Origin of the sequence: Burkholderia sp. 572, from assembly GCF_040545135.1 — a bacterium.
Taxonomy (GTDB): domain Bacteria; phylum Pseudomonadota; class Gammaproteobacteria; order Burkholderiales; family Burkholderiaceae; genus Burkholderia; species Burkholderia cepacia.
Genome location: NZ_JBEPLH010000006.1, coordinates 270,186 through 292,277 on the forward strand (window position 1 = coordinate 270,186; position 22,092 = coordinate 292,277).

The window sequence follows — 22,092 nt, forward strand, 5'->3', positions numbered from 1 at the left end:
CGGGTAATCAAACGAAAACTTGCCAGGCCAGCGTGACCCAGACCACGGTCAGCGCGATGCCCAGCAACACGGATTGTCGGGACGCGTAGCGTTGCGGCAGATAGTGTAATGCGACGAGCGGTGCGCCCGAGCACACGAGCGCCGCCGCCATCCGCGATGACAGCACGCCGTGCGTCACCAGCAACAGCGGGGCGATGGCGGCGAACGGCAGCGCCAGCGCGGCAACGGTCAGCCAGTCGGCCCGGCGCTTCTCGAAGGTCGATAGCGGCAACGACTGCATGAAGTGCGATGCATGCAGGTGCGCCGCCTGCAAATCGCGATACGTCGTCGCCGCGATCAGCGCGATGACGGCCTGCGCGATCAGCGTCAGCGGAACGGCGCGGTGGTCGAACCCCCAGAGCGCAAGCAGGAAGCATGTCGAAGCGGTGACCGCACCCATCATCAGGCAGTGCCCGGCGGTGCTCGCGGCGCGATCCCGCAGGATGCCGATCTGCAGCCTCGCGATGGGCGGCAGCCCGTTCCGGACACGGACGCGGATCGCATCCGCGATGCGACGCGAGAATGCCCCCGGCATTTCCGAACGGGCGGCCCGCGCAGGGGCCGTATGCGCAATCGTGAAAGCCGCGAGCAACAATGCCACGGTCAGCCACGCGGGACGTAACGCCCCCTCGGCGTGAAAGCCGCCGATCAGGAAGACATTGGCAACGATCAACGCGATTGCATTGCGCAGGTTGCGCGACAGCGCGGTCAATTGCCATCCGAGCGTGATCAGGAACAGGTCGAGAACGAACAGGTAGTTGATCGCCTTTTGCGGCAGGAAGGCGAGCGCGATGGCGGCGGCGAGCACGGGCAGCAGCAGCGGCGTACTCGCGACGATCACGACGATCGTGTCGATGGCGCGACGGCGGCCGCTGGAGACGGGCAAGGACGCGAGGAAGGTGGCGAACGGCCCCCCGGTGATGGCACGACGCTGCGCCAGCACCCACAGGATGCCCACGGCTTCGAGCAGGTGCACCCACGCGAACCGCCATTCGATGCCATGCGACGGCGCCAGCGCCGCGAGTACCGGCGCACCCAGAATTCGCGTCTGCGAAAACACCGGCATCGCCGGCAGCAACAGCATGGCCAGCAGGAGCAGCGCCTGCCAATGCCTGCGCACCAGGTTCGACGTCGCGAGTGCGTACCACCTCAGTCGGCAAGACAACATCGCTTCCAGCTCCCTTTCACGGTGCAAACGAACCCGGCATCCTGCCACGGTGGTCGCCGCGGCACAACCATCCCCGCCTTTGGCGGCCGGGGCGGCACGCACGAGATCACTGTGCCGCATGAGAAACCGATGCTGCGAATCGCCGCGTCGGCGGGCGGGGCACGGTGGCACGAGGTATCCGTCAGCGTAGCGGATTCACGCGCACGACGCCGACGCGGATCGTTCGGCAGATGCGGGACAGGTGCGCGGCAAGTCGCGACACGCGCGTCATACGGCTCGGGTATGCTGGACGAATGCCGGGCGGATGAACGGGCAGGACCGCAACACGGCACGCCACACCACACGCGATCGCATCGCAACCACCGGCCGCACCGGGCCGATTTCAACTCAGGAACAGGGATTCGACATGGCGGAACTGGACAACGAGCTGTATGAGCGCATCGGCGCGCTGAGCGACGCGGGCGATGCGTTGATGGAAGACGGCGACTACGAAGGCGCACTGGAGAAATTCCGGGCAGGATTCGACCTGCTTCCCGAACCGAAGACCAACTGGGAGGCCGGAACGTGGTTGATGGCCGCGATCGGCGACGCGAATTTCCTTCAAGCGGACTACGCGGCCGGGTGCGAGAATCTCGGCCAGGCGATGCACTTCCCCAACGCGATCGGCAACCCGTTCCTGCACCTGCGGCTCGGCCAGTGCCAGTTCGAACTGGGCAATCTCGACCGCGCGGCCGACGAACTGATGCGCGCATACATGGCGGGCGGGCCGGAGCTGTTCGAGGACGAGGATGCCAGGTACTTGCGATTCCTTGCCACGCGTGCGGAAGGCATCGAGACGCCCTGACGCGCGCCGTGCGTGCCGGCTGGCGGCCGGAATCGCGAGCAGGCTTTGGCGGCCGCGCCGCGCCGCGATGCGATGCGATTTCTGGCGTTTTCTCCACGTGTGCACGACCTGCCCATGAACCTGACCTTTCCCCTCGCCGCCCAATCCGATGCCGAAACGCTGGTCGCGATTCGCATCGCCGCGATGCGCGACAGCCTCGAGCGCATCGGCCGCTTCGATCCGCGGCGTGCGCGCGAACGCTTTCTCGCGTCGTTCGACCCGGCGCTATGCCGCTTCATCGAAGCCGATGGCGTGAACGCGGGTTTCTTCGTGGTTCGGCCGCAGGAAGACCACTGGTTGCTCGACCATCTGTACATCGTGCCCGCGCACCAGGGAAAGGGCATCGGCGCGGCCGTGCTGCAGCGGATCTTTGCCGAGGCCGACGCGCAGCGCGTGCCCGTGCGTGTCGGCGCACTGCGCGGCAGCGATTCGAACCGTTTCTATGCGCGGCACGGCTTCATGCAGGCCGACGAAGCGGAGTGGGACATCTACTACGTGCGCGAACCGGGTTCGGCGACGGCGTAGATCGCACATGCCCGCGCGTCGTGACGACGCATGCGGGGTGTGATCCAGGTGAGCGCATCAGCGTTTTCCCGGATATCGAATGCGCGGCGCATGCCGATGATGCAGAGAGAATATAACTACATGATCCGAGGCCAATCATGACGACATCTGCAACAAACGGACCGAATGCGGTATCGCCTGAAACGACCGGGGCGGCAGCGACATCCGACGACGCGGATGGCGTGCCGTCGATCCTGCTGGTTGACGACGAGCCGAGCGTGCTGTCGGCGCTCCGGCGCGTGTTCCGGCCCGCCGGCTACGAGATCCTGACCGCGGAAAGCGGCGAGGCCGCCCTCGAGGTGCTGGCGTCGACCGAAGTCGACCTGATCGTGTCCGACATGCGGATGCCCGGCATGAGCGGCGCGGAGTTCCTGGCCCGTGCCCGGGCGCTCTACCCGGACACGATGCGTATCCTGCTGACCGGTTATGCGGAGATCGCGTCGGTCATGCAGGCCGTCAACGAGGGCGGCGTCTATCGCTACCTGAACAAGCCGTGGGACGATCACGACCTGCTGCTGACCATCGAACAGGCGCTGGAGCAGCGCCGTTTGCGGCACGAGGCGGCGCGGCTCGCCGCGCTGACGGAAGCGCAGAACGAAGCGCTGCGCCGTTTCAACACGGAACTCGAAACGCAGGTTCGCGCGCGCACCGAGGAACTCGGGCAGACCGTGATGTTCCTCGAAGCCGCACAACGCGATCTGAAAAGCAGCTTCACCGCGATGGTCCAGGTGTGCGCGAGCATGATCGAGATGCGTTGCGGGTCGGCCAGCGGTCACGCGATGCGGGTCGGCGAGATTGCGCGACGGCTCGCGCTGGCCTCCGGGATGAGCGAGCTGCATGCGCAGGACGTCTACTTCGCGGGGCTGCTGCATGGCATCGGCAAGCTGTCGCTGCCGGACGAATTGCTGCACAAGCCGCTCACGCGGATGACGGCGGAAGAGCACGGCCTGTTCCAGCAGCATCCGCTGCGCGCGCAGATGGTGCTGACGCCGGTCGCGCAATTGCACAAGGTCGCGTCGATCGTGCTGCACCAGTACGAGCGCTTCAACGGGCGCGGCACGCCGGACGGGCTGGCCGGCGACTCGATCCCGCCGGGCTCGCGGATCGTCGCGATCGCACGCGATTTCGAGGGGCTGCGCAATGGCGACATCGGTGCGCCGCATTCGGTCGAGCAGGCGCTCGACGCAATGCGTTCGCAGGCCGGCGTGCGTTACGACCCGCGCATCGTCGAAAACCTCGCCGAACTGATGCGGGACCCGGCGAGCCTCGGCATCGCGGCGTCCGTCGCGGAGATCAAGTCCGCGCAGCTGCGCGAGGGGATGCAGCTCGCCGACGATCTGCGCACGCATCGCGGCGTGCTGCTGATGACCAAGGGCAGCGTGATGTCCGCACACCAGATCGAGCTCGTGCGCCGCTTCGAGACACGCGAGGGGACGGCGTTCGACATCCTCGTGCTGGCCGGCCAGGCGGCGAAGCCGGCGCAGGGCGTGCCGAATGCTGGCGCGGCGCCTGCCTGAGCCCGGACGCGCGGCCTGACGGCCGCGGTGCGCACGCGCGCCGCGGCAACGCACTCACCTCGATTCGGGCGCTCGATCATGCACGGCACCTACAATCTTCCGCTCGTCCTGCTGTCGGTCGCGATCGCGACGCTGGCCTCCTATACGACACTCGACCTCGCCGCCTTCATTTCGCTGCTCGACAACCCGAAGCTCAGGCGCATGTGGCTGGGTGGCGGCGCGGCGGCGATGGGGACGGGCATCTGGTCGATGCATTTCGTCGGCATGCTCGCGTTTTCACTGCCGATTCCGCTCGGCTACGCGTTGCCGGATACGGGCGCGTCGCTGGCGATTGCCGTGCTCGTGTCGTACTTCGCGCTGTATGTCGTCACGCGCGCGCGGCTGGGCTGGCGGCGGCTGCTCGCGGGCGGCGTGCTGATGGGCGGCGGGATCGCCGGCATGCATTACGCGGGGATGGCCGCGATGCGCATGGCGCCCGGCATTCGCTACGATGCCGTGCTGTTCGCCGCGTCGATCGGCATCGCGGTGATCGCGTCGACCGCCGCGCTGTGGATCGCGCAGGCGCTGCGCGCGCGGCAGGCGCGCCATGCGACCGCCCAGCGCGTCGGCGCGGCCGTCGTCATGGGCGTCGCGATTACCGGCATGCACTACACGGCGATGGCGGCCGCGCATTTCGCGCCGGACGCGCGATGCGGGGCCGCGAACGGAGTCGACACGCCGTGGCTCGCGACGACCGTCGCGCTGTTTACGACGGGAACCCTGGTCGTCACGCTGTTGCTCAGCCGATTCGATGCGCGCACAACCTTCCTGCGCGGGATGACCGATACGCTCGAGCGGCTCGTGCGCTTGCGCACCGTCGAACTGGAACGCGCGCTGCACCGCTACGAACAGACGACGGCGATGCTGCAACGGACACGCGAGAACATGGCGACCGAGATCGACGAACGCAAGGCCGCACAGGCGCGGCTCGAACAGGAGAAGGAGGAGCAGCGGCGCCTGTTGCATGCGCTCGAGGAAACCCACGTGCAGCTGCTGCAGTCGGAAAAGCTCGCGTCGATCGGTCAGCTCGCGGCCGGTGTCGCGCACGAGATCAACAATCCGATCGGGTTCGTCAGCGCGAACCTCAATACGTTGAAGACGTGGGTGCGCAGCCTGCTCGACGTGATCGCCGCGCATGAAGCCGCGCTGCCGCAGCTCGATCCGGCCGCGCGCGATGCGCTGACGGCACTGGGCCGCGCGGCGGACCTCGACTACGTGCGCGGCGAGATCGCGACGCTGATCGACGAGTCGATCGACGGCGCGTTGCGCGTGCGGCGCATCGTGCAGGACCTGCGCGATTTCTCGCGCCCGGCCAGCGACGAGTGGAGCGTGGTCGACCTTCGTGCAGGGCTGGAAAGCACGCTCAACGTCGTCCACAACGAACTCAAGTACAAGGCCGAGATCGTGCGCGACTACGGCGACGTGCCGCAGGTCGAATGCCTGCCGTCGCAATTGAACCAGGTCTTCATGAACCTGCTGGTGAACGCGGCGCAAGCGATTCCCGAGCGCGGCGTGATCACGATCCGCACGTCGAGCGACGGCGAGCAGGTGTCGATTGCGATCAGCGACACCGGCACGGGCATGACGCCCGATGTCGTCCGGCGGATCTTCGATCCGTTCTTCACGACGAAGCCGGTCGGGCAGGGCACGGGGCTCGGCTTGTCGGTGTCGCACGGGATCGTCGAGCGCCATCGCGGCACCATCGACGTGACGAGCGAACCCGGGCGCGGCACGACGTTCTGCGTTCGGCTGCCGATCCGGCGGGCCGGCGGAAACGCGAACGAAAGCGTGAACGAGACTGCGGCCGTGGCGGAGGTTAGCGCCGGTCCAGCAGCGTATCGCTCAGGACACTGAACGCCGCGGCCGGCAGCTCGTGCAGATGCTCCACCACGCTGCTGACCGGATAGAACGCTTCGACCGAATCGTCGAGAATCCCGACGCCGATCAGTTCGACGCGCCGCTCGCGCAGCGCATCGACGCGTGCGCGCAGGTCGGTGCGCAGGATCGCCGGATTGCCGTCGCCGGTTGCCGGATAGCCGTCCGACAGCACCATCAGGATCCGCCGCCGCGCACGCTGCGCCAGCAGCCGTTCGGCGGCCCAGCTCAACGCCTCGCCGTCGGGATTCTCGTGGCCGCATTCGATGCACGCGAGGCCGCTCGGGTTGTCGGAATCGAAGCGCTTGTAGACGCGCAGGTCGAGCCGTTCGACGAAGCGGTTATAGCCGAACGTGTCGCGGCCGGCGTCGATCCAGCGCTGGTAGTGCGCGCGCATCGCGGCGTCTTCGACGGAGCTGTAGCCGAGCGCCTCACACGCGAAGCCGAGCTGCATCAGCGCATCGCACAGCGCCGCCGCGCACAGGCGGGCGAGCTCGATCTTCCTGCCGGCCATCGACCCGCTGCAATCGATCAGCAGGCCGACGGCCGCGTCGCGCCCGGGCGCGGCGCGCCGGACACGGAACGGCGTGCGGTAGCCGGGCGACGTGACGAGGCGGGCGAGCGCCATCCGGTCGAGTTTGCCGCGCTCCTGTTCGCGCTTCCAGCGCGTCTGTTCGTCCACTTTCAACGCGCGTTCGAGTCGCAGCTTGAGCGGCTCGGTCTGCGCGCGGGCCGCGCTTCGCAGGCGGTGCCAGCGCGCCGCGTCGCCCTTGCCGGTGAAGTCCGTCACCGTGTCGAATGCGGTGGTCAGCGGGACCGACAGCAGCGGCCGATGGTCCGCGGACAGGCGGATCGTGCCGGGTGTCGCATCGCCTGGCGTCGGTGATGCCGTGGACGATTCCGTGTCGGCGATTGCGCCCGCGCCCGATTCGGCCGAAACCGGCGCACGTGCATCGTCCGGCGCGCCCGGTCCGTCCGATTCGAATTCGGCGGCGACGCTGTCGCTGTCGATCGTGCTGCCCGGATCGGCCGTGAACATCATGTTGTTCGCACCGGCCGAGGCCAGCGCGCGGACGCGCTCGACGATCCGGTGCGCGGCGCGGATGCTGTCGGCCGTCGAAGTCGCGGCGCGCGCTTCGTCGACGAGATCGTCCGACGCGGCGAGCGTCGCGTCGAGCGACGGGATGCGCTCGATCGTGGCTGGCGGTTCGTCCCACAGCGCACGCTCGATGCGCCATACGAGCCTGTCGCGCCACGCCATCCGTGGCCAACGTCGAAGCGTATCGGCGGCCGACGCCACCCGCATTTGCCGCAGGAACGTCATCGCGCCGGGATAGCGCGCAACGAGGCGGCCGGCCGCGCGCCGGTCGTCGATCGCCTGCGCAATCGCGCGCACCGCGGGCGACGCCAGCGCGGCAACGGCATCGATCGCGCCGAAGCGGACACGCGCCGCATAGAGATCGACGAGGCCGACGATCGCGTCGTCGTCGACGTCGCCCGCGAGCAGCGTGTCGGGCAGCACCAGCAGGTCGCGCTGCGCGAGCGGGCCGTGGCGCGCGAACCGTACCTCGATGCCGTGTCGTTGCGCGAGCGTGCGGGCCAGCCGGGTCAGGTGGAGCGCGCGCGCATCGTCGTCGCGGTCCATCGCGTCAGGCCCCGACGTCGATGTAGTGGCGAATGATGCTGCGGATCAGGTCGGCGTCTTCCGCGCCGACTTTCGCATAGATCGTCGGGCCGGCGGCCGCTTCGGGATCGCCGGTGCGCAGCATCAGGTCGGCCCAGTCGATCAGGCGCCGCGTCGAGAACGCGCTGGCCAGATCCTCGCGGACGAACGCGGCGCGGCAGTCCGCCGCGATCGCCGCGAGCGTGCCGGCCATCGCCTCGGTCATGGCCGCGCCGAACGTGCGCTGCAGCACGCGCGCCTCGTCGGACGGCGGCAGGTAGTCGAGGCGGTACACGCGCCAGCGGTCGAGAAACGCCTCGTTCATCACGTTGGCGCCCTGGTACAGGTGGCGGAACTGCCCCATCGCGCCCGCCGCGTTGGCGGTCGCGAACAGCCGGAACGACGGATGCGGGACGACGATCTCGTTGCCTTTCTCCTTCAGCAACAGGCGTCCGGCCGGTTCGAGCACGGCGGTGAGCACCGCGAGGATGGCCGGTTCCGCGAAGTCGATCTCGTCGACGATGAGCCACAGCCCTTCGCGCATCGCGGTCGGCAGCACGCCGTCGACCCAGCGGGTCTCGCCGCCCTTGACGGTCCAGAACCCGACGAAGTCGCCGACCGTCGTCTGCCCGTTCATGTTCGAGCGCAGCACGCCGTGGCCGGCCAGCGCGGCGGCCTGCTCGATCAGGCTCGTCTTGCCGGTGCCGGTGTGGCCGATCAACAGGATGCGGCGGTTCTCGACGATGTCTTCCAGCACGTCCGTCGCGCGCGCGGTGAACAGGTAGGCGGGGTTCCGGGGCGGCACGAGCGGCCCGCCCGGGCCGCGCGGCATCGGCACGCCGCCCACCTGCACGACGTGCGCCGCATCGCCGGTGGCCGCCGGTCGCGATGCGTGCGCGTGTCGGAGGTCCCGCATGAACCGGTCGCGATGCACGGGGGCCGCATGGTCGCCCGTTTCGCGCCGGACGTAACCTTCCTGGATCCACCTGTGCAGCTTCGCATCGAGGTTGTCCGCGTCGACGACCGTATCGACCGACGTGCTGCCGTCGGGACGATGATGCTGGATGCGGTACATGTGCGCGCGTTCGGAGCGGCTGACAATCCATTGCCCGGCGGACGGGTCCGCCAGTTGCCGATAGACGCCGAGTACCGACGGGGCGGAGGGAGTGGGGTCAGCGGGTGCGTTCATGGTGGCGAGCGAGAGTGGGCGGCCGGCGCTTCATGCCTTCGATGCGTCGCGACGATTGTATATTTTTGGCGCGAAGGGCGACATTCGCGCGGGAATCGTTTCGTTTCGATGCGGCGCGTCGGCCTGCCGTCATCACGTGATGGCCAGGTGTAATGCGCCGCAGCATGATCTTTCGGCACCCTCGCCACGGAATCGAACCGCTTTTACTGTGCCGATCCGTCCGCAATGCCGCGACGCGTTGCAGTCCGTCGGCAACCTCCATGCGCGTCATCGTCGCTCGACCCCTCGCCTGACGCCGACCTCCGGGGCGTGCGACGAAGCCAACCCGTCACGTTGGATCGTGGGCCGTCACGCCTTGATCAACAGGGTGGAATTTCAGTACCGTAGCAGGCTTGATCGCCAGGCTCCCATCGCGCCTCCCCGGGTAGCCCGGCGTGACATCCAACCATGCGCCGGTCGTCGAATCCGGCGAAGGAGTGTTGAACGTGACGGTGACAGGAACGGACGAGCGGGTGATCCGACGTGCCAGCGCGCTGGATGCGCCGGCCGTGCTGGAGATCTTCGATGAAGTGATTGCGTGGTTCGTCGACATCGGCAACGACGGGCAATGGGGGCGCGAGCCCTGGTCAACGCAACCGAAGCGGATTGCGCTCGTGACGGAAGCCTGTGCGCTGCCTGACGCGTGGGTGGCGGAATCGCCCGACGGCCGCATCCTGGGCGCCTTGATCCTGGGCGAATCGATGCCCTACGTGCCGCCCGCGACCGAGCCGGAAATCTACGTGAGGGTGCTGGTTGCGTCGCGCGACGCGCGGGCGCGCGGTGTCGGCCGGCGGCTCATGGCCTTTGCGGATGAGCGCGCCCGGGCTGCCGGGGTGCAGCGCTTGCGGGTGGATTGTTATGGGGGCGGGACTGGCGCGCTGGTGCGCTTCTACGAGTCCTGCGGGTATGAGCGGCTGTCGACCTTCGACGTGGACGGGTGGCCGGGGCAGTTGTTGGGGCGCAATCTGTAACGGTGCGGGTCAGCCGCTTCGCATGCGACGCATCAGCCGACGCTCGATGCGCCGCCAGTGAAAAGGCTGCGGTACCGGTCGGCAGTGTAGCTTTGCCGAATCCGCCACGTGGTATTCGCCCGTTTCCGCGCGGCGTGATGTGGACGGGTGGCCGATTCCGCTTTGCCGCCCCCGGTTTCCAGTGTGATGACGGTTTGAACGCGCGTGCCGGTCAGCCGGTCAGCCGGAAACGGCCGGTGGTGCGACAGACGCCCGGTGGGCCGACGAGCCGGGATGCGCGGGCGTCTCGTGCACATCGTGCGCAACCGGCAGCGCAACCCGCACATAAAGAAACGCACGCCGCTCGCGATCGGGCAACACCTGCGGCCCGTAGCTGATCGTGACCGTGCCGTCGCGGATCTCGCCCGCCTGCGCGAAACGCCATGCGCCGGGGTCGCTGTCGAGCAGGAATTCGGCGCGCGCATACGCGAGCGGTTCGAACCGCTCGGGAATCGCGACCGGGCGCCCGTCGAGCTTGTCGAGCAACGCTTCGGCCACGTCGAAGCCGTAGCCGTCGCGCACGATGTCGCAGATGAAGCTGCCGGCGATGCGCGGATTGAGTTCGATCACGTGCGGCACGCCGTCGTGCACGATGCAGTCGAGGTGCACCGGCCCCCACGTCAGCCCGGCGGCTGCCGTTGCGCGCGTACCGACGTCGATCAGCGCGCGCAGCGTCGGCGTGTCGAGATCGAGTTCGGACGTATAGCCGCGTTCGAGAAAGCCGGCGCCGTGCCGCTTTAGCTTGCGCATCGCGCCGACATAGCGCCCGTCGAAATACTCGACGCAATATTCGCTGCCGCCCAGGAATTCCTCGATCACGATGCGCTCGGTCGCAAGCGCCTGTGCATCGGCTCGAGCGGCGGCTTGCGCGGCGGCGAGCGCGTCGAGTTGAGCGCGCACTTCGGCGATGTCCTCGCAGCGCCGCACGCCGTCGCTCGCCGAGCCTTCCGACGGCTTGACGACGACCGGGAAACGCAGCGGAGCGGCCGCGGCTGCGAGTGCCGCCGGCGCGGCCAGCGTGCCCGTGACGAATTGCGCGGCCGGGATGCCGTGCGCGGCGAGCAGTGCCTTCTGGTTCGACTTCGACACCGCGTGCGCGACGTGGCGCGCATCGGGGCCGGGCAGGCCGAGCGCGTAGGCGACCGATGCGGCGGTGCGCGCATAGGTGTCGTGCGCGGTCGTCACGCGCAGCGTGTCGATCTCGTCCGGATAACGCGCGCGCAGCCAGCCGGCGAGCAGTGCGGCATCGGGTTCGAGATTGACCGTCTCGACGCCGTCCGGAAAGACGCCGTCCAGACTGTGACCGGGCGCGGTGATGACGGTCACGGCCGCCTGGCGGGCGAGCGCGCCGCGCACGAGCGCGAGGCTGCTGCCGGTGGCGCGTGCGCCGATCACGATGAGTCGCTTCATGCTGGATCCTTGATCGGTGAAGAAGGGGGCATTGCGTGCCGGTCAACGTGCGCGCCGGCGCAGGCGCTGTGCCTCGAGGCGCGGCAGCAGATGCTGGACGACGCGCGGGAGCGTGTAGATCGGCAGCTGCGCGCACGTGAACACGAGCGCCATGGTGGGCGTCGCGGCGAGCCCGAGCGCGGCCCACATCAGGCCGACGTTGCGATTGGCGACGATCAGCGCGACATTGAGCCGTGTGCGGACGTCGCCGGGCGTGAGCCCGTACGCGATGATCTGGAAGCCCGCGTTGACGGCGAACGCGAGTGCGATGGCCGTCAACGCGCGGTGCGGCGCGTCGATGATCGATTGCTGCATGCCGGCCATCGTGCCGAGCGCGAACACCAGCAGCGCGGCGACGACGGTCGCATCGATCGGCGTCGCATAGCGGTCGAGCCGGGACCCCGCGAACCGCCGCACGAGCAGCGCAACGCCCTCGGCGCTGCCGATCAGCAGCGCGAGCCGCAACGCGAGATTCAACGGCGAGATCGACACGGCCGCATCGTGGCTGAACCAGGCCGTCAGCAGCGGCGCGGTGAGCGGGACGAACACCATCGACGCGAGGGTCGCGACGAGCGCGACGCTGGCGTCGAGCGACAGCATCCGCGCGATCGTCGACGTGCCGCTCGACGGCGGCGCGCAGTACGCGATCACGAGCGCGACCACCCAGTCGTACGGCATGCCGGCGAGCCGCGCGGCGATGCCGAGCGCGACCGGGCACAGGATCATCGTCGCGGCGGGCAGCAGCAGTGACACGGCCGGCCGCCGCGCGACCGCGCGCACGGCGCTCGGCTCGACGCGCAGCAACGTGCCGAGCACGAACAGGAACACGGTGACGGGCATCAGCGGCCGCGCGAGGTCCGCGAGCGGCGGCACCAGCAGCCCGAGGCCGACGCCGCCCGCGAGCACCGTCGGGCCGCGCCGCACCAGCGCGGCAATCAGCGTGCGCACGGGGGCGCCTCGGGCCGGTGGTCAACGGCGGCGAAGCCGGGGCAGGCGGCGGATGGCATGCGGTTTCCTCGAAAGGGGGCGGGCCGGTACGGGATATCCGTCAGGCTATTCCTGATTATTGGCGAAGTAAAATGATATAAACTGCATCGGTAACAAGAGATAGTGATATGAACATTCCTCTGCTCGAAACCTTCCGGGCCGTCGTTCAGGAAGGCAGCGCGCTGCGTGCGGCCGAACGGCTCGGCTGCACGCAGTCGAACGTCACCGCGCGCCTGCGCCAGCTCGAGGAGTCGCTCGACGCGCCGCTGTTCGACCGGCACGGCAAGCGGCTGGTGCTGAACGACGCGGGGCGCCGGCTGATTCCGTATTGCGACCGCATCCTGCGCCTCGTCGACGAAGCGACGCAGGTGGTGCGCGAGACGCCGGTCGCGCGCAGCTTCCGGCTCGGTTCGATGGAAAGCACGGCGGCCACGCGGCTGCCAGCGCTCGCCGCCGCGTTGAAGGCGCACGATCCGGCGCTCGGCCTCACGGTGCAGATCGGCAGCGAGCCGGATCTGGCCGACGCGCTACTGCGCGGCCGGATCGACGCCGCACTGACCGCGCGCGCGGTCGTCCGGCCCGGGTTGCGCTACGAGCCGGCGTTCGCCGAAGAGATGGTGCTGGTGAGCGCGGCCACCGTCACGCGCCGGCAGGTACTGGCCGACAACACGGTACGGCTGCTCGCGTTTCACGACGGCTGCCCGTATCGCGCGGTCGCGGAGCACTGGCTGAAGGCGCGCGGCATCGCGATCGGGTCGGTGGCGTCGTTCGGCACGTTCGGCGCGATCCTCGGCTGCGTGGCGGCCGGCATGGGCGTCGCGATCCTGCCGAAGCGGATCACGACCGAGCACGTGGCGCGCAAGGAGCTGCGGACGCACGCGTTCGACGATCTCGACAACGTGACGACCTATCTCGTCACGCCCGAAGAAGCCCCCGCGCTGCCCGAGCTCGACGCATTGCGCGCGGTGCTCGGCCGGCAGGCGGGCGCGCTGCTCGCGCGTTAGCGGAGTACAACGCAAGCGCACCGCACCGTATGCGCGGCGCCGATCGCACCACGCGGAGGCACTAGGCGGACTCGACCGCCCGTCCGTCCGCGAAGAAATCGGCCTCGATCTCGCGGATGCGCCGGCAATCCTCGAGCAGGCGCTCGAACGTCGGGCTGTAGAGGCCGACCGTGCCGAGCGCCGTCTGCAGGTCGGTCGTCACGCGCAGCGTGTCGCCCACCTTGGCCCATTGCTTGAGCCCGACGAACGACGGCAGCGCCTGTATCGCCTGCCAGGTGAAGTCCTGCCGGAGCACGCCGTTGCGCGACGACAGCAGCAGCACGTGCCCGCAGTAGCCGCGGAAATCCGTCGCCGCGGCGGCTTCGCCGAACAGCCGCTCCGGATGCAGCACGGTCTCGACGGCGGCCGATACATGGTTCTCGCCGCTGACCGCGCTCGTCAGCCGCGGATCGAGGCTGCCGTGCAGCCGCGCGTTCAGCTCGACGATCGTCGGGCCGTCGGCCGTATCGAACAGTTCGAGATGGGTCGGCCCGAAGCGGACTTCCAGCGCGTCGAGCACGTCGGCCGCGTAGTCGAGCAGCGGCGCGTAACGCGGGTCGGCGTGATTCAGCACCAGCATCTTGTCGAGCCGCGGTGCATGCGTGCGGTCGCGGTGCACTTCCCACAGGCTGACCACCCGATGGCGGCCTTCGAAGGACACCGAATCGACGATGTATTCCTGCCCCTCCGAATAACTCTGGATCACGATGTCGTCGTTCGGCTGGTTGTAGAGCGAGCGGGTGGCGAGCACGTCGCGTGCGGCGGCCTCGACCTGGTCGAGCGTCCGGCAGATCTTCACGCCGGCCACGCCCGCGCTGCGGGCCGGCTTCACCACGAGCGGCAGCCTGCCGTGCGCGCGCGCCCATTCGAGCGTGGCGTCGACCGACGTGCTGTGGAAGTGGGCCGGTGCGCGCAGGCCGGCCTGACGGATGCGCTCGTTCATCGCGTACTTGTCGCGGCGCGCGGCCGACGTTGCGAGCGGATTGCGGTACGGCACGTCGAGCCGCTCGGCCAGCGTGTCGGCCAGTTCCAGCGCCGCGTCGAGGCCGTGCAGCACCGCGCCGATCCGCAGGTCGGCCAGCTGCGCGAGCGTCGCGTCGAGGTCGCCGCGATGCTGGACCTGGCGGATGTAGTCGGACGGAACGAACTGGTTCCGGTAGATCTCCGGCAGGTCGGGGTCGCTGATCACGTGCGCGCAACGGATGCCGTAGGCGCGAAACGCGGGCGCCAGATAGGCGGCTGTCGACGCGCCGTCGACGATCAGGACGGTATCGATGAAACGATGCTGCATGGATTCCTCGCTGGGCTGTGGGATCGGTTGAAGGAGGCGACCGGTGCGGGTTCAGGCCCGCGTGCCGGGTTCGGGCGCATCGCCGGGCCAGCGTACGGCCAGCACGATGCAGACGGCCACAAGCACGGCCGCGACGGCGAATGCGCGTGCCGCGCCGGCCACGATCGCGGCGCCCTGGCCCGCGACCAGCGCGCCGAGCGCCGCGACGCCGACGGCAGCACCCACCTGGCGCGCGGTATTGAGGATCGCCGACGCGGTGGCCGAGCGGCCGGCCTCGACGCTGCCGAGCAGTGTCGACGTCAGCGCGGGAATCGCGATGCCGCCGCCGATCGCCATTGCCGCGAGCCCCGGCGCGAGCAGCGCATACGGGGTATGCGCACCGAGGGTCCGCCACAGCCACACGTAGCCCGCGAGCGATACCGCAAGCCCGACGATGACGGTCGCGCGGAATCCGTGGCGCACGGCGAGGCGCGCGCTCGCGATGTTGGCGAGCATGATGATCGTGAGCGGCGCGAGTGCGAGCCCCGACTCGGTCGCGGTGAAGCCGCGCGCATTCTGGAAATAGAGGCTCAGCGAGAAAATCAGCCCGTAGAACGCGGCATTCGTGATCGCGCCGATCGCGAGCACGCCCGGCACGCGCGCGATCCGGAAGAACGCGAGCTGCAGCATCGGCGCGGCCACGCGGCGCTCGATCGCGACGAACAGCGCGCCGAGCGCGACCGACGCGGCCAGCGCACCGGCCGCATACGGGTCGCCCGGCCCCTGCGCGCCGGCCCGGATGATCCCGCCCGTCAGCAGCGCGAGCACGAGCACCGCGACGAGCTGGCCGGCCGGATCGAACAGCCGCGTGCGTGCGGCGGCCGAATCCCGTACATGGCGCACCGTGAGCCACAACCCGGCCGCGCAGATCGGCAGATTGATGAAGAAGATCGCACGCCAGCCGAGCGAATCGATCAGCAGCCCGCCGAGCGTCGGCCCGGCCGCGCTGATCGCGCCGCCGGTCGCGCTCCACCACGCGACGGCCCTTACGCGCGCGGCGGCATCGTTCGCGCACGCATGCGTGATGAGCGCGAGCGACGTGGGCAGGATCATCGCGGCGCCGACGCCCTGCGCGACCCGCGCGGCGATCAGCGCGGCCAGCGACGGCGCGAGCGCGCAGCCGAGCGATGCCAGCAGGAACAGTGCGAGGCCGTACGCGAACAGCCGGCGGCTGCCGAAGCGGTCGGCCAGCGTGCCGGACGTCAGCAGCAGCGCGGCGAACGACAGCGTGTACGCATCGACGATCCACTGCAGCCCGTGGACGCTCGATCCGAATGAATGGCCGAGGCTCGGAATCGCGACGTTGACGACGGTCACGTCGAGCTGAACGATCGCGAAGCCGAGGCTCGCGGCCGCGACGGTCGGGAAGATCGCGCGCAGCGACGTGCGATGCGGCGGTTCGATGGCGGCCGGCGCGCCGCCGAGCGCCGGAGCGCGTTCGCTCATTGCGGCCTCCGTGCCGGGTGGCGCGCAAGGCAGTATGCGGGCGGGGTCACGTCGTGACCGGACGAACGGCGCAGCAGGCGGAATCGGGTCATCGGGCAGATTTCCGTAGGGCGGAGGAAGGGCGCCGGCTGCCGATCGACGGCCGGCCGCATCGTCGAATCCGACAGAAAACTAGCATCGACCTGCTAACGAATACAAATAATAACCAGCGATTTTTTAACCACCTTTCGTGTTAAGACGCGGCGCGATCGCCGCCGCCGGGATTGCTGAACTTATATCGAAAATTTTTGTTAGCAATAGATTTAATATCATTTCGCAATGCAATGTCGGTCTCCTAGTCTTGTCGAGCGCTGCGCCCCGAGGACGGCAACGCGCGGCGGCAGTGCCATGCCGCTCTTCGAACCCCGATCTTTATACGAGAGACCTATGACCTATCTCGCAGATGAACGCATCGTCTTGACGGCAGCGGAGTCCGGTCACATCCGGAAGACGCTCGGCGCACTGGCCTACGATCCGGCCGGCGGCGCGGGCTACATCAGCGCGGTGCGCAAGCTCGCCTACAACGCGTTTCCCGACCGGATCGTCGACGCGTTCGATCGCGCGAAGGCACCGACCGCCGACGCGCACGGCTCGATCGAGATTGACAACCTGCCGATCGACGACGACGTGAAGGGCAGCCCGAGGTTCGAGGAGACCGGCCGCTCGTTCAAGGCCGGCGTGTTGAGCGAGAACGTGCTGGTCGCCCTGAGCACGCTGGCCGGCGAGCCGTATTCGATCGCGCACGAAGGCCGCGAGCTCGTGAACAACCTCACGCCGCACAAGGCGACCGCACGCGACTACACGGGCCTCGGCTCCGAGGTCGAGCTCGATTTCCATATCGAGAACGCCGCGCAGGCGCACATGCCGGAAGGAGACACGTCGCCGTTCGCGTTGCTGCTGCTCGGCGTGCGCAGCGAAGCCGGCGGCGGCCCGTACACGCGGCTCGCCGACGCGCGCCGCGCGCTGCAGCTGCTGTCGCCGGACGACATCGCGCAACTCTACGGCGAGCACTACATCATCCGCGTGCCGTACCGGTGGCGCGGCGCCGCGCCGACGCCGCGCGACAATACCGACCTGAGCGCGGTGCTGTCGGGGCCGCTCGACGCGCCGCGCGTGACGGTCGCGTTCTATCCGGACATGGTGCTGGCGGTCAATGCGCGTGCGCAGCAGGCGCTGGCCAACCTGTATCGCGCGGTGCGCGAAGTGTCGTTCGGCGTGCAGGTACAGCCCGGCAAGCTGGTGCTGATCAACAACCATTTCACGCTGCATTCGCGCGACCGTTTCGATCCGCAATACGACGAGAACGACCGGGCATTCCGCTGGGTGCAGCGCGTGTTCGTCGCGCGCAGCCTCTGGAACTTCCGCGCATTCACGCCCTTGCAGGCGCGGGTCTTCGATCCGAAGGCGCTGTATGCGGGCGACGCGCACGCGACGCGCCCGTCGCCGGTCACGCAACCGGCGCCGCAACGCGCGGCCGCCGCCGAACTCGAGGCGACGCCCGCGTGAGCGTACCGGGAACGCCGGGAGGAGAAGGGCGGCGAAGGGCGGCGAACGGGCGGTGAGCATCGTTCGGCGCCGCCCGCGTTCGGCACACGCGTCGTCAAACATCAAGGAATCCAGAAGACATGAGAAGAACAGCAATTCCCGCAGCACGCATCGCTCGCACGCTGGCCGCCGTCCTGCTCGGCGGCAGCGTCGCCGCGCAGGCCACGACGTTCGACCTGAGCCCCGAGCAGCCGGGCCGGCAGCGCGGCACCGTGAACCCGGCGGTCGAGCAGGCATTGCCGGCCGGCTACCGGTTTGCCGAAGCGGGCACGTTGACGATCGGCATCGCGCCGAACCTGCCGCCGCTCAGCACCTATGCGACCGATGCGCGAACGGTCGTCGGCTTCGATCCCGATCTCGCCCAGCTCGTCGCCGACAGCATCGGCCGCAAGCTGAAGATCGTGCCGCTCTCGTGGGCCGACTGGCCGCTCGCGCTGCAGTCCGGCAAGGTCGACGCGGTGATCTCGAACGTGACGGTGACCGAACAGCGCAAGGAGAAATTCGACTTCTCGACCTACCGGAAGGATCAGCTCGGCTTCTACGTGAAGAACGGCAGCCGGATCGCGTCGATTCGCGAGCCGAAGGACGTTGCCGGGCTGCGCGTCGTGACCGATTCGGGCACGAACCAGGAAAAGATCCTGCTCGAATGGAACCGGCAGAACGTCGCGCGCGGCCTCGCGCCGGTCGAGATCCAGTACTACGCGGATGCGGCGGAGCGCTGGGTCGCGCTGCAGTCAGGGCGCGTCGACACGATCTTCAGCGTGAACTCGATGCTCGCGTACCAGGCATCGCTGCGCGGCGACGCGAAGCTGATCGGCACCGTGAGCGGCGGCTGGCCGCGCACCGCGGACATCGCGATCACGACGCGCAAGGGCAGCGGCCTCGCCGATCCGCTGACGGTCGCGATCAATGCGCTGATCGCGAACGGCAGCTACCGGAAGGTACTCGGCCGCTGGAGTCTCGACGCCGAAGAGATCGACCGGTCGCAGACCAATCCGCCGGGGCTGCCGCGCACCTGAACCGCCCGGGTGCCGATTGCCGCGATGCTCAGGTGATCGGCCACTGCAGGATCACGATCCCGTCGTTGTAGTCGGCATCGGCGCCGTCCTCGGCGCCGAGCCAGCCGAGCCAGACGGTGTCGCCCGCGGACAGCGGCGCGAGACGCGCATCGGTCGCGGATTTCCTGCCGTTGGCGAACGCGTCGATCCGGATCTTGCCGCCCTTCGAGTTCAGCGTGAACAGCCTGACGCCGTCCTCGCTGTTGCCGGTGAACGACGCGGCCGGTTCCGGCGCATCGTCGATGAAGAGCCTGAGGTCCTGCCGGTCGGCGGCATTCGCGTAGAAGATCGCCTTGAACGCGGTATCCGGCGGCAGCGTGAAGTTGCCGTTGCGATCCGACGACGGCTTGAAATCCGGCTGTTTCTCGGCCGGCTGGCCGGCGCCGATCTCGATCGACGTTTCCCAGCGGAAATAGCCCGATACGGTGCCGTCGCGGTCGAACACGGCGAAATCGGCCGTGCACGTGGTGGCGCCCGCGGCCAGCACGTCGCTGCGCCAGTAGTGGTCCTTCATCGGATGGCACGGCGGATGCAGCAGGTCGTCGGCATCGGGTACCGGCGCGGCCGCGTCGCGTACTTCGGCTTCGAACGGCGCGACGATGCCCGCATCCTTCAACGCGAACCGGACGAACAGCACGCTCGCCTCGGCGCGCAGTGCCAGCGCGGTCTCGCGCAGGCGCAACTGGTCTCCCGGCGACAGCCCGGTGAAGAGCCGGCTGTCGTTGTGGCCGAGCTGCGCGGCGTCGCCGGGGCTCACCACGTAGAGGTGCCGGCCGTCGATCACGGTCGGCGCGTCGGGGTCCCGGCTCGCCTCCGGGTAGGCCGACAGCAGCGTGACGGCGTCGACGATCACGAGCACATCGGAACGAAGACCAGGCATGAGCGCTTCCTCCGCAACAAGGGGTTGATGCGGGCAGCCGCCGCGCGGCCGCCCGCCTGCCGCGATCAGTTATGGATCGAGATGAACGGATCCCACGAGAAGCAGCCCTGGCTCTGGCAGTTGCGATCGATGATCTGGAACTGGAAGTGGTAAGTCACGCGGCCGACCTTCAGGCATTCCGACGACCAGTAGTAGTTCGCGACCTTCTGGCAGGTCGGCACCTCGGGCTTGCTGGTGTTCGGCACCGGGATCGACGCTTCCGCGACGCGCGGCGTCGGCGTCGAGATCAGTTCGTTGCCGACGTTGCCGATGAACTTGTAGAACACCACCTGGTTCTCGAAGCCCAGCGACAGGCTCGTTTCACGCCAGCGGATCAGGTCGCCGACCTGCGCCTTCAGGTCGAGTTCGCCGCCCGCCTGCCCGGACACCACGTTGTCCTGGTTGGTGACCATGTACACGTGCTTCCAGTCGATCAGCGTCGGGCTATTCGGATTCTTGCTGGGATTCGGATATTTTTTGAGGATGGTTTCAGTATCGAAAGAGACGAGCACATCGGTAACGCGTGACATAGAAGCTCCCGTTTGAATGAATGGGAATTATTGTTGCGCGAATTTCGTCGCGCAGCCGCCATTGCCTTGTCCTGCAAGGCCCGTCGCCGTTCGATGCCCGTGCTGGCGAGATGGCGAAGGCAGATTATCCCGTTCGGTTGTTTCTGGAAGCTGTAAAAGTAAACAGGGTATTTAATTTGTTTCGGGCGGTAATTTTAAAATCGGAATCAATCGGATTCATGCGTGACATAAATATGCCGACATTGAATCTGTTAATTGAATGGCCGATTATTTTCGGGGGCGGCGGGGAGGGGCGTTTACCGGTAGGTCCAGAGCCGGTGCAGCAGGAACGTCGTCGGCGGAATCAGCAACGCGATCGCGACGATGCTCATTGCGCGGGACACGTCGAGCGCTTCGGCCGCACGCGCGAGCAGCAGGGTTTCGACGAAGCCGGCGAGCGTGACGGCGAGAAAGCGCACCGCGTTGCGCGTGCGCACCGTCGACGAAAAGCTCCACAGCGTGTTCGCGAGATACGAGAACGCCGTCGCGCAGAGGAACGCGATCGTGTTCGCCGTCACCAGCGTTGCGTCGAACTGTGCGAACAGCGCCGCCGCGACCAGCGTGTGGATCGCGGTCGAGCAGAGGCCGGACACGCCGAAGCGCACGAGGCGCGTGCGCTCGGCATCGAGCAGGCCGATCATGGCCGTCGCCGCGCGTCAGCGTTCGCCGATCCGCGCACGGGTCGGCTGCACGCGCCGGCGAGCGCTCTGGCGGCGCGCATCGCGCGCGACCCGCAGTTCGACCACCTTGCCGTGCGTCTGGTAGCGGCGGCGGATCAGGTAGACGGGCCGTTGCTTCGACTCGTCGTAGATCCGCCCGATGTATTCGCCGACGACACCGATCCCGATGAGCTCGATCCCGCCGATGAACAGCGTGACCGAGATCAGCGACGCGTAGCCGAGCACCGGATTGCCGAACAGCAGTGTGCGGAGGATGATGAACGCGCCGTACAGGAACGCGAGCGCGGCGATGCCGACGCCGATGTAGGTCCAGCTGCGCAGCGGCACGGTGCTGAAGCTGGTGATGCCTTCCAGCGCGAAATTCCACAGCTTCCAGCCGGAAAATTTCGAGTGTCCGGCACTACGCGCGTCACGCTGGTATTCGACGATGACCGTCCGGTAGCCGACCCACGCGAACAGCCCCTTCATGAAGCGATGCCGCTCGGGCAGGCTGCGCAGCGCATTCACGACCTTGCGGTCCATCAGCCGGAAATCGCCGACGTTCTCCGGCAGTTTCACGTCCGACAGCAGGTTATGCACGCGATAGTAGATCGCGGCCGCCGTGCGCTTCGCGAACGAATCGCACGCGCGGTTGCTGCGCTTCGCGGCGACGACTTCCGCACCGTCGCGCCAGTGTTCGATCATCACCGGAATCAGGCTGGGCGGGTCCTGCAGGTCGGCGTCGAGCGGGATCACCGCGTCGCCGAGGGCTTCGTCGAGACCGGCTGTGAGCGCCGCTTCCTTGCCGAAGTTGCGGGTCAGGTCGATCACCCGCACGCGCCGTTCGCCGGCGCCGATCCGGATCAGCCGCTCGAGCGTGTCGTCGCGGCTGCCGTCGTTCACGCAGACGATCTCGAACCGGATGCCGTCGATGGACGTCATCAACGGCATCACGACGTCGAAGAAGCGCTCGACGGCCTCGCCTTCGTTATAGAACGGCACGACCAGCGATACGAGCGGTATATAGAGTGGTTCCCGCATGATGATTTCCCCTGTGATGTC

Annotated in this window: 19 protein-coding genes; 8 read left to right on the forward strand and 11 right to left on the reverse strand. The window is 68.2% G+C overall.

What is annotated here, in order from left to right; genetic code table 11:
• Positions 1-7: 7 nt before the first annotated feature.
• Positions 8-1,327 carry a DUF6136 family protein gene (locus ABIC51_RS14195; RefSeq protein WP_175899570.1) on the reverse strand — a complete coding sequence of 440 codons (1,320 nt, stop codon included), beginning with the start codon at positions 1,325-1,327 and terminating at the stop codon, positions 8-10.
• A 286-nt stretch (positions 1,328-1,613) separates the two neighbouring features.
• Between ABIC51_RS14195 and ABIC51_RS14200 the strand changes: the two genes are divergently transcribed.
• The 4 genes from ABIC51_RS14200 (at position 1,614) to ABIC51_RS14215 (ending at position 6,064) form a co-directional block, all read left to right on the forward strand.
• The gene (locus ABIC51_RS14200) at positions 1,614-2,051 is read left to right on the forward strand and encodes a tetratricopeptide repeat protein (protein WP_027792746.1); all 438 of its coding nucleotides are present in this window, start codon (positions 1,614-1,616) and stop codon (positions 2,049-2,051) included.
• Between the two features lie 114 nt (positions 2,052-2,165).
• On the forward strand, positions 2,166-2,615 hold the full coding sequence (locus ABIC51_RS14205; protein WP_027792745.1) for a GNAT family N-acetyltransferase: 450 nt from the start codon (positions 2,166-2,168) through the stop codon (positions 2,613-2,615).
• Between the two features lie 137 nt (positions 2,616-2,752).
• A complete protein-coding gene (gene nosR, locus ABIC51_RS14210; protein WP_027792744.1) occupies positions 2,753-4,171 on the forward strand; it encodes a response regulator c-di-GMP phosphodiesterase, NosR family in 1,419 nt (472 codons plus the stop codon).
• Positions 4,172-4,249: 78 nt separating this feature from the next.
• A complete protein-coding gene (locus tag ABIC51_RS14215; RefSeq protein ID WP_060316803.1) occupies positions 4,250-6,064 on the forward strand; it encodes a histidine kinase in 1,815 nt (604 codons plus the stop codon).
• Here ABIC51_RS14215 and ABIC51_RS14220 read toward each other — a convergent pair.
• Positions 6,027-7,730, reverse strand: coding sequence for a cobaltochelatase CobT-related protein (locus tag ABIC51_RS14220; protein WP_226128554.1), 1,704 nt, complete (start codon positions 7,728-7,730; stop codon positions 6,027-6,029). The genes ABIC51_RS14215 and ABIC51_RS14220 overlap by 38 nt on opposite strands.
• A 4-nt stretch (positions 7,731-7,734) precedes the next feature.
• Positions 7,735-8,937 (reverse strand): ATP-binding protein, encoded by a 1,203-nt coding sequence (locus ABIC51_RS14225; protein WP_354006522.1) that lies wholly within the window; start codon positions 8,935-8,937, stop codon positions 7,735-7,737.
• Between the two features lie 434 nt (positions 8,938-9,371).
• Between ABIC51_RS14225 and ABIC51_RS14230 the strand changes: the two genes are divergently transcribed.
• Entirely contained in the window at positions 9,372-9,947 is a 576-nt protein-coding gene (locus tag ABIC51_RS14230) for a GNAT family N-acetyltransferase (RefSeq protein ID WP_226128558.1), read from the forward strand.
• 219 nt (positions 9,948-10,166) lie between these two features.
• Here ABIC51_RS14230 and ABIC51_RS14235 read toward each other — a convergent pair whose 3' ends face one another.
• Both ABIC51_RS14235 and ABIC51_RS14240 read right to left on the reverse strand, forming a co-directional pair.
• On the reverse strand, positions 10,167-11,396 hold the full coding sequence (locus ABIC51_RS14235; protein WP_080981944.1) for an ATP-grasp domain-containing protein: 1,230 nt from the start codon (positions 11,394-11,396) through the stop codon (positions 10,167-10,169).
• A 42-nt stretch (positions 11,397-11,438) separates the two neighbouring features.
• A complete protein-coding gene (locus ABIC51_RS14240) occupies positions 11,439-12,383 on the reverse strand; it encodes a hypothetical protein (protein WP_059699399.1) in 945 nt (314 codons plus the stop codon).
• Positions 12,384-12,550: 167 nt separating this feature from the next.
• Between ABIC51_RS14240 and ABIC51_RS14245 the strand changes: the two genes are divergently transcribed.
• Positions 12,551-13,426, forward strand: coding sequence for a LysR family transcriptional regulator (locus tag ABIC51_RS14245; protein ID WP_059675392.1), 876 nt, complete (start codon positions 12,551-12,553; stop codon positions 13,424-13,426).
• Positions 13,427-13,487: 61 nt separating this feature from the next.
• Here ABIC51_RS14245 and ABIC51_RS14250 read toward each other — a convergent pair whose 3' ends face one another.
• Positions 13,488-14,756, reverse strand: coding sequence for an ATP-grasp domain-containing protein (locus ABIC51_RS14250; protein WP_175899562.1), 1,269 nt, complete (start codon positions 14,754-14,756; stop codon positions 13,488-13,490).
• 51 nt (positions 14,757-14,807) lie between these two features.
• On the reverse strand, positions 14,808-16,241 hold the full coding sequence (locus ABIC51_RS14255) for an MFS transporter (protein ID WP_354006523.1): 1,434 nt from the start codon (positions 16,239-16,241) through the stop codon (positions 14,808-14,810).
• Between the two features lie 426 nt (positions 16,242-16,667).
• Here ABIC51_RS14255 and ABIC51_RS14260 point away from each other — a divergent pair, with 426 nt between their 5' ends.
• Together ABIC51_RS14260 and ABIC51_RS14265 are read left to right on the forward strand one after the other, a co-directional pair.
• Positions 16,668-17,786 carry a TauD/TfdA family dioxygenase gene (locus tag ABIC51_RS14260; RefSeq protein ID WP_175853968.1) on the forward strand — a complete coding sequence of 373 codons (1,119 nt, stop codon included), beginning with the start codon at positions 16,668-16,670 and terminating at the stop codon, positions 17,784-17,786.
• A 119-nt stretch (positions 17,787-17,905) separates the two neighbouring features.
• On the forward strand, positions 17,906-18,844 hold the full coding sequence (locus ABIC51_RS14265; RefSeq protein WP_175899557.1) for an ABC transporter substrate-binding protein: 939 nt from the start codon (positions 17,906-17,908) through the stop codon (positions 18,842-18,844).
• Between the two features lie 28 nt (positions 18,845-18,872).
• Here the strand turns inward: ABIC51_RS14265 and ABIC51_RS14270 are convergent, their stop codons facing one another.
• The 4 genes from ABIC51_RS14270 to ABIC51_RS14285 form a co-directional block, all read right to left on the reverse strand.
• On the reverse strand, positions 18,873-19,763 hold the full coding sequence (locus ABIC51_RS14270) for an AidA/PixA family protein (protein WP_175899555.1): 891 nt from the start codon (positions 19,761-19,763) through the stop codon (positions 18,873-18,875).
• Positions 19,764-19,828: 65 nt separating this feature from the next.
• Positions 19,829-20,332 carry an inclusion body family protein gene (locus ABIC51_RS14275; RefSeq protein ID WP_027792733.1) on the reverse strand — a complete coding sequence of 168 codons (504 nt, stop codon included), beginning with the start codon at positions 20,330-20,332 and terminating at the stop codon, positions 19,829-19,831.
• A 296-nt stretch (positions 20,333-20,628) separates the two neighbouring features.
• A complete protein-coding gene (locus ABIC51_RS14280) occupies positions 20,629-21,012 on the reverse strand; it encodes a GtrA family protein (protein WP_027792732.1) in 384 nt (127 codons plus the stop codon).
• Positions 21,013-21,027: 15 nt separating this feature from the next.
• On the reverse strand, positions 21,028-22,071 hold the full coding sequence (locus ABIC51_RS14285) for a glycosyltransferase family 2 protein (RefSeq protein WP_059699392.1): 1,044 nt from the start codon (positions 22,069-22,071) through the stop codon (positions 21,028-21,030).
• Positions 22,072-22,092 lie beyond the last annotated feature (21 nt).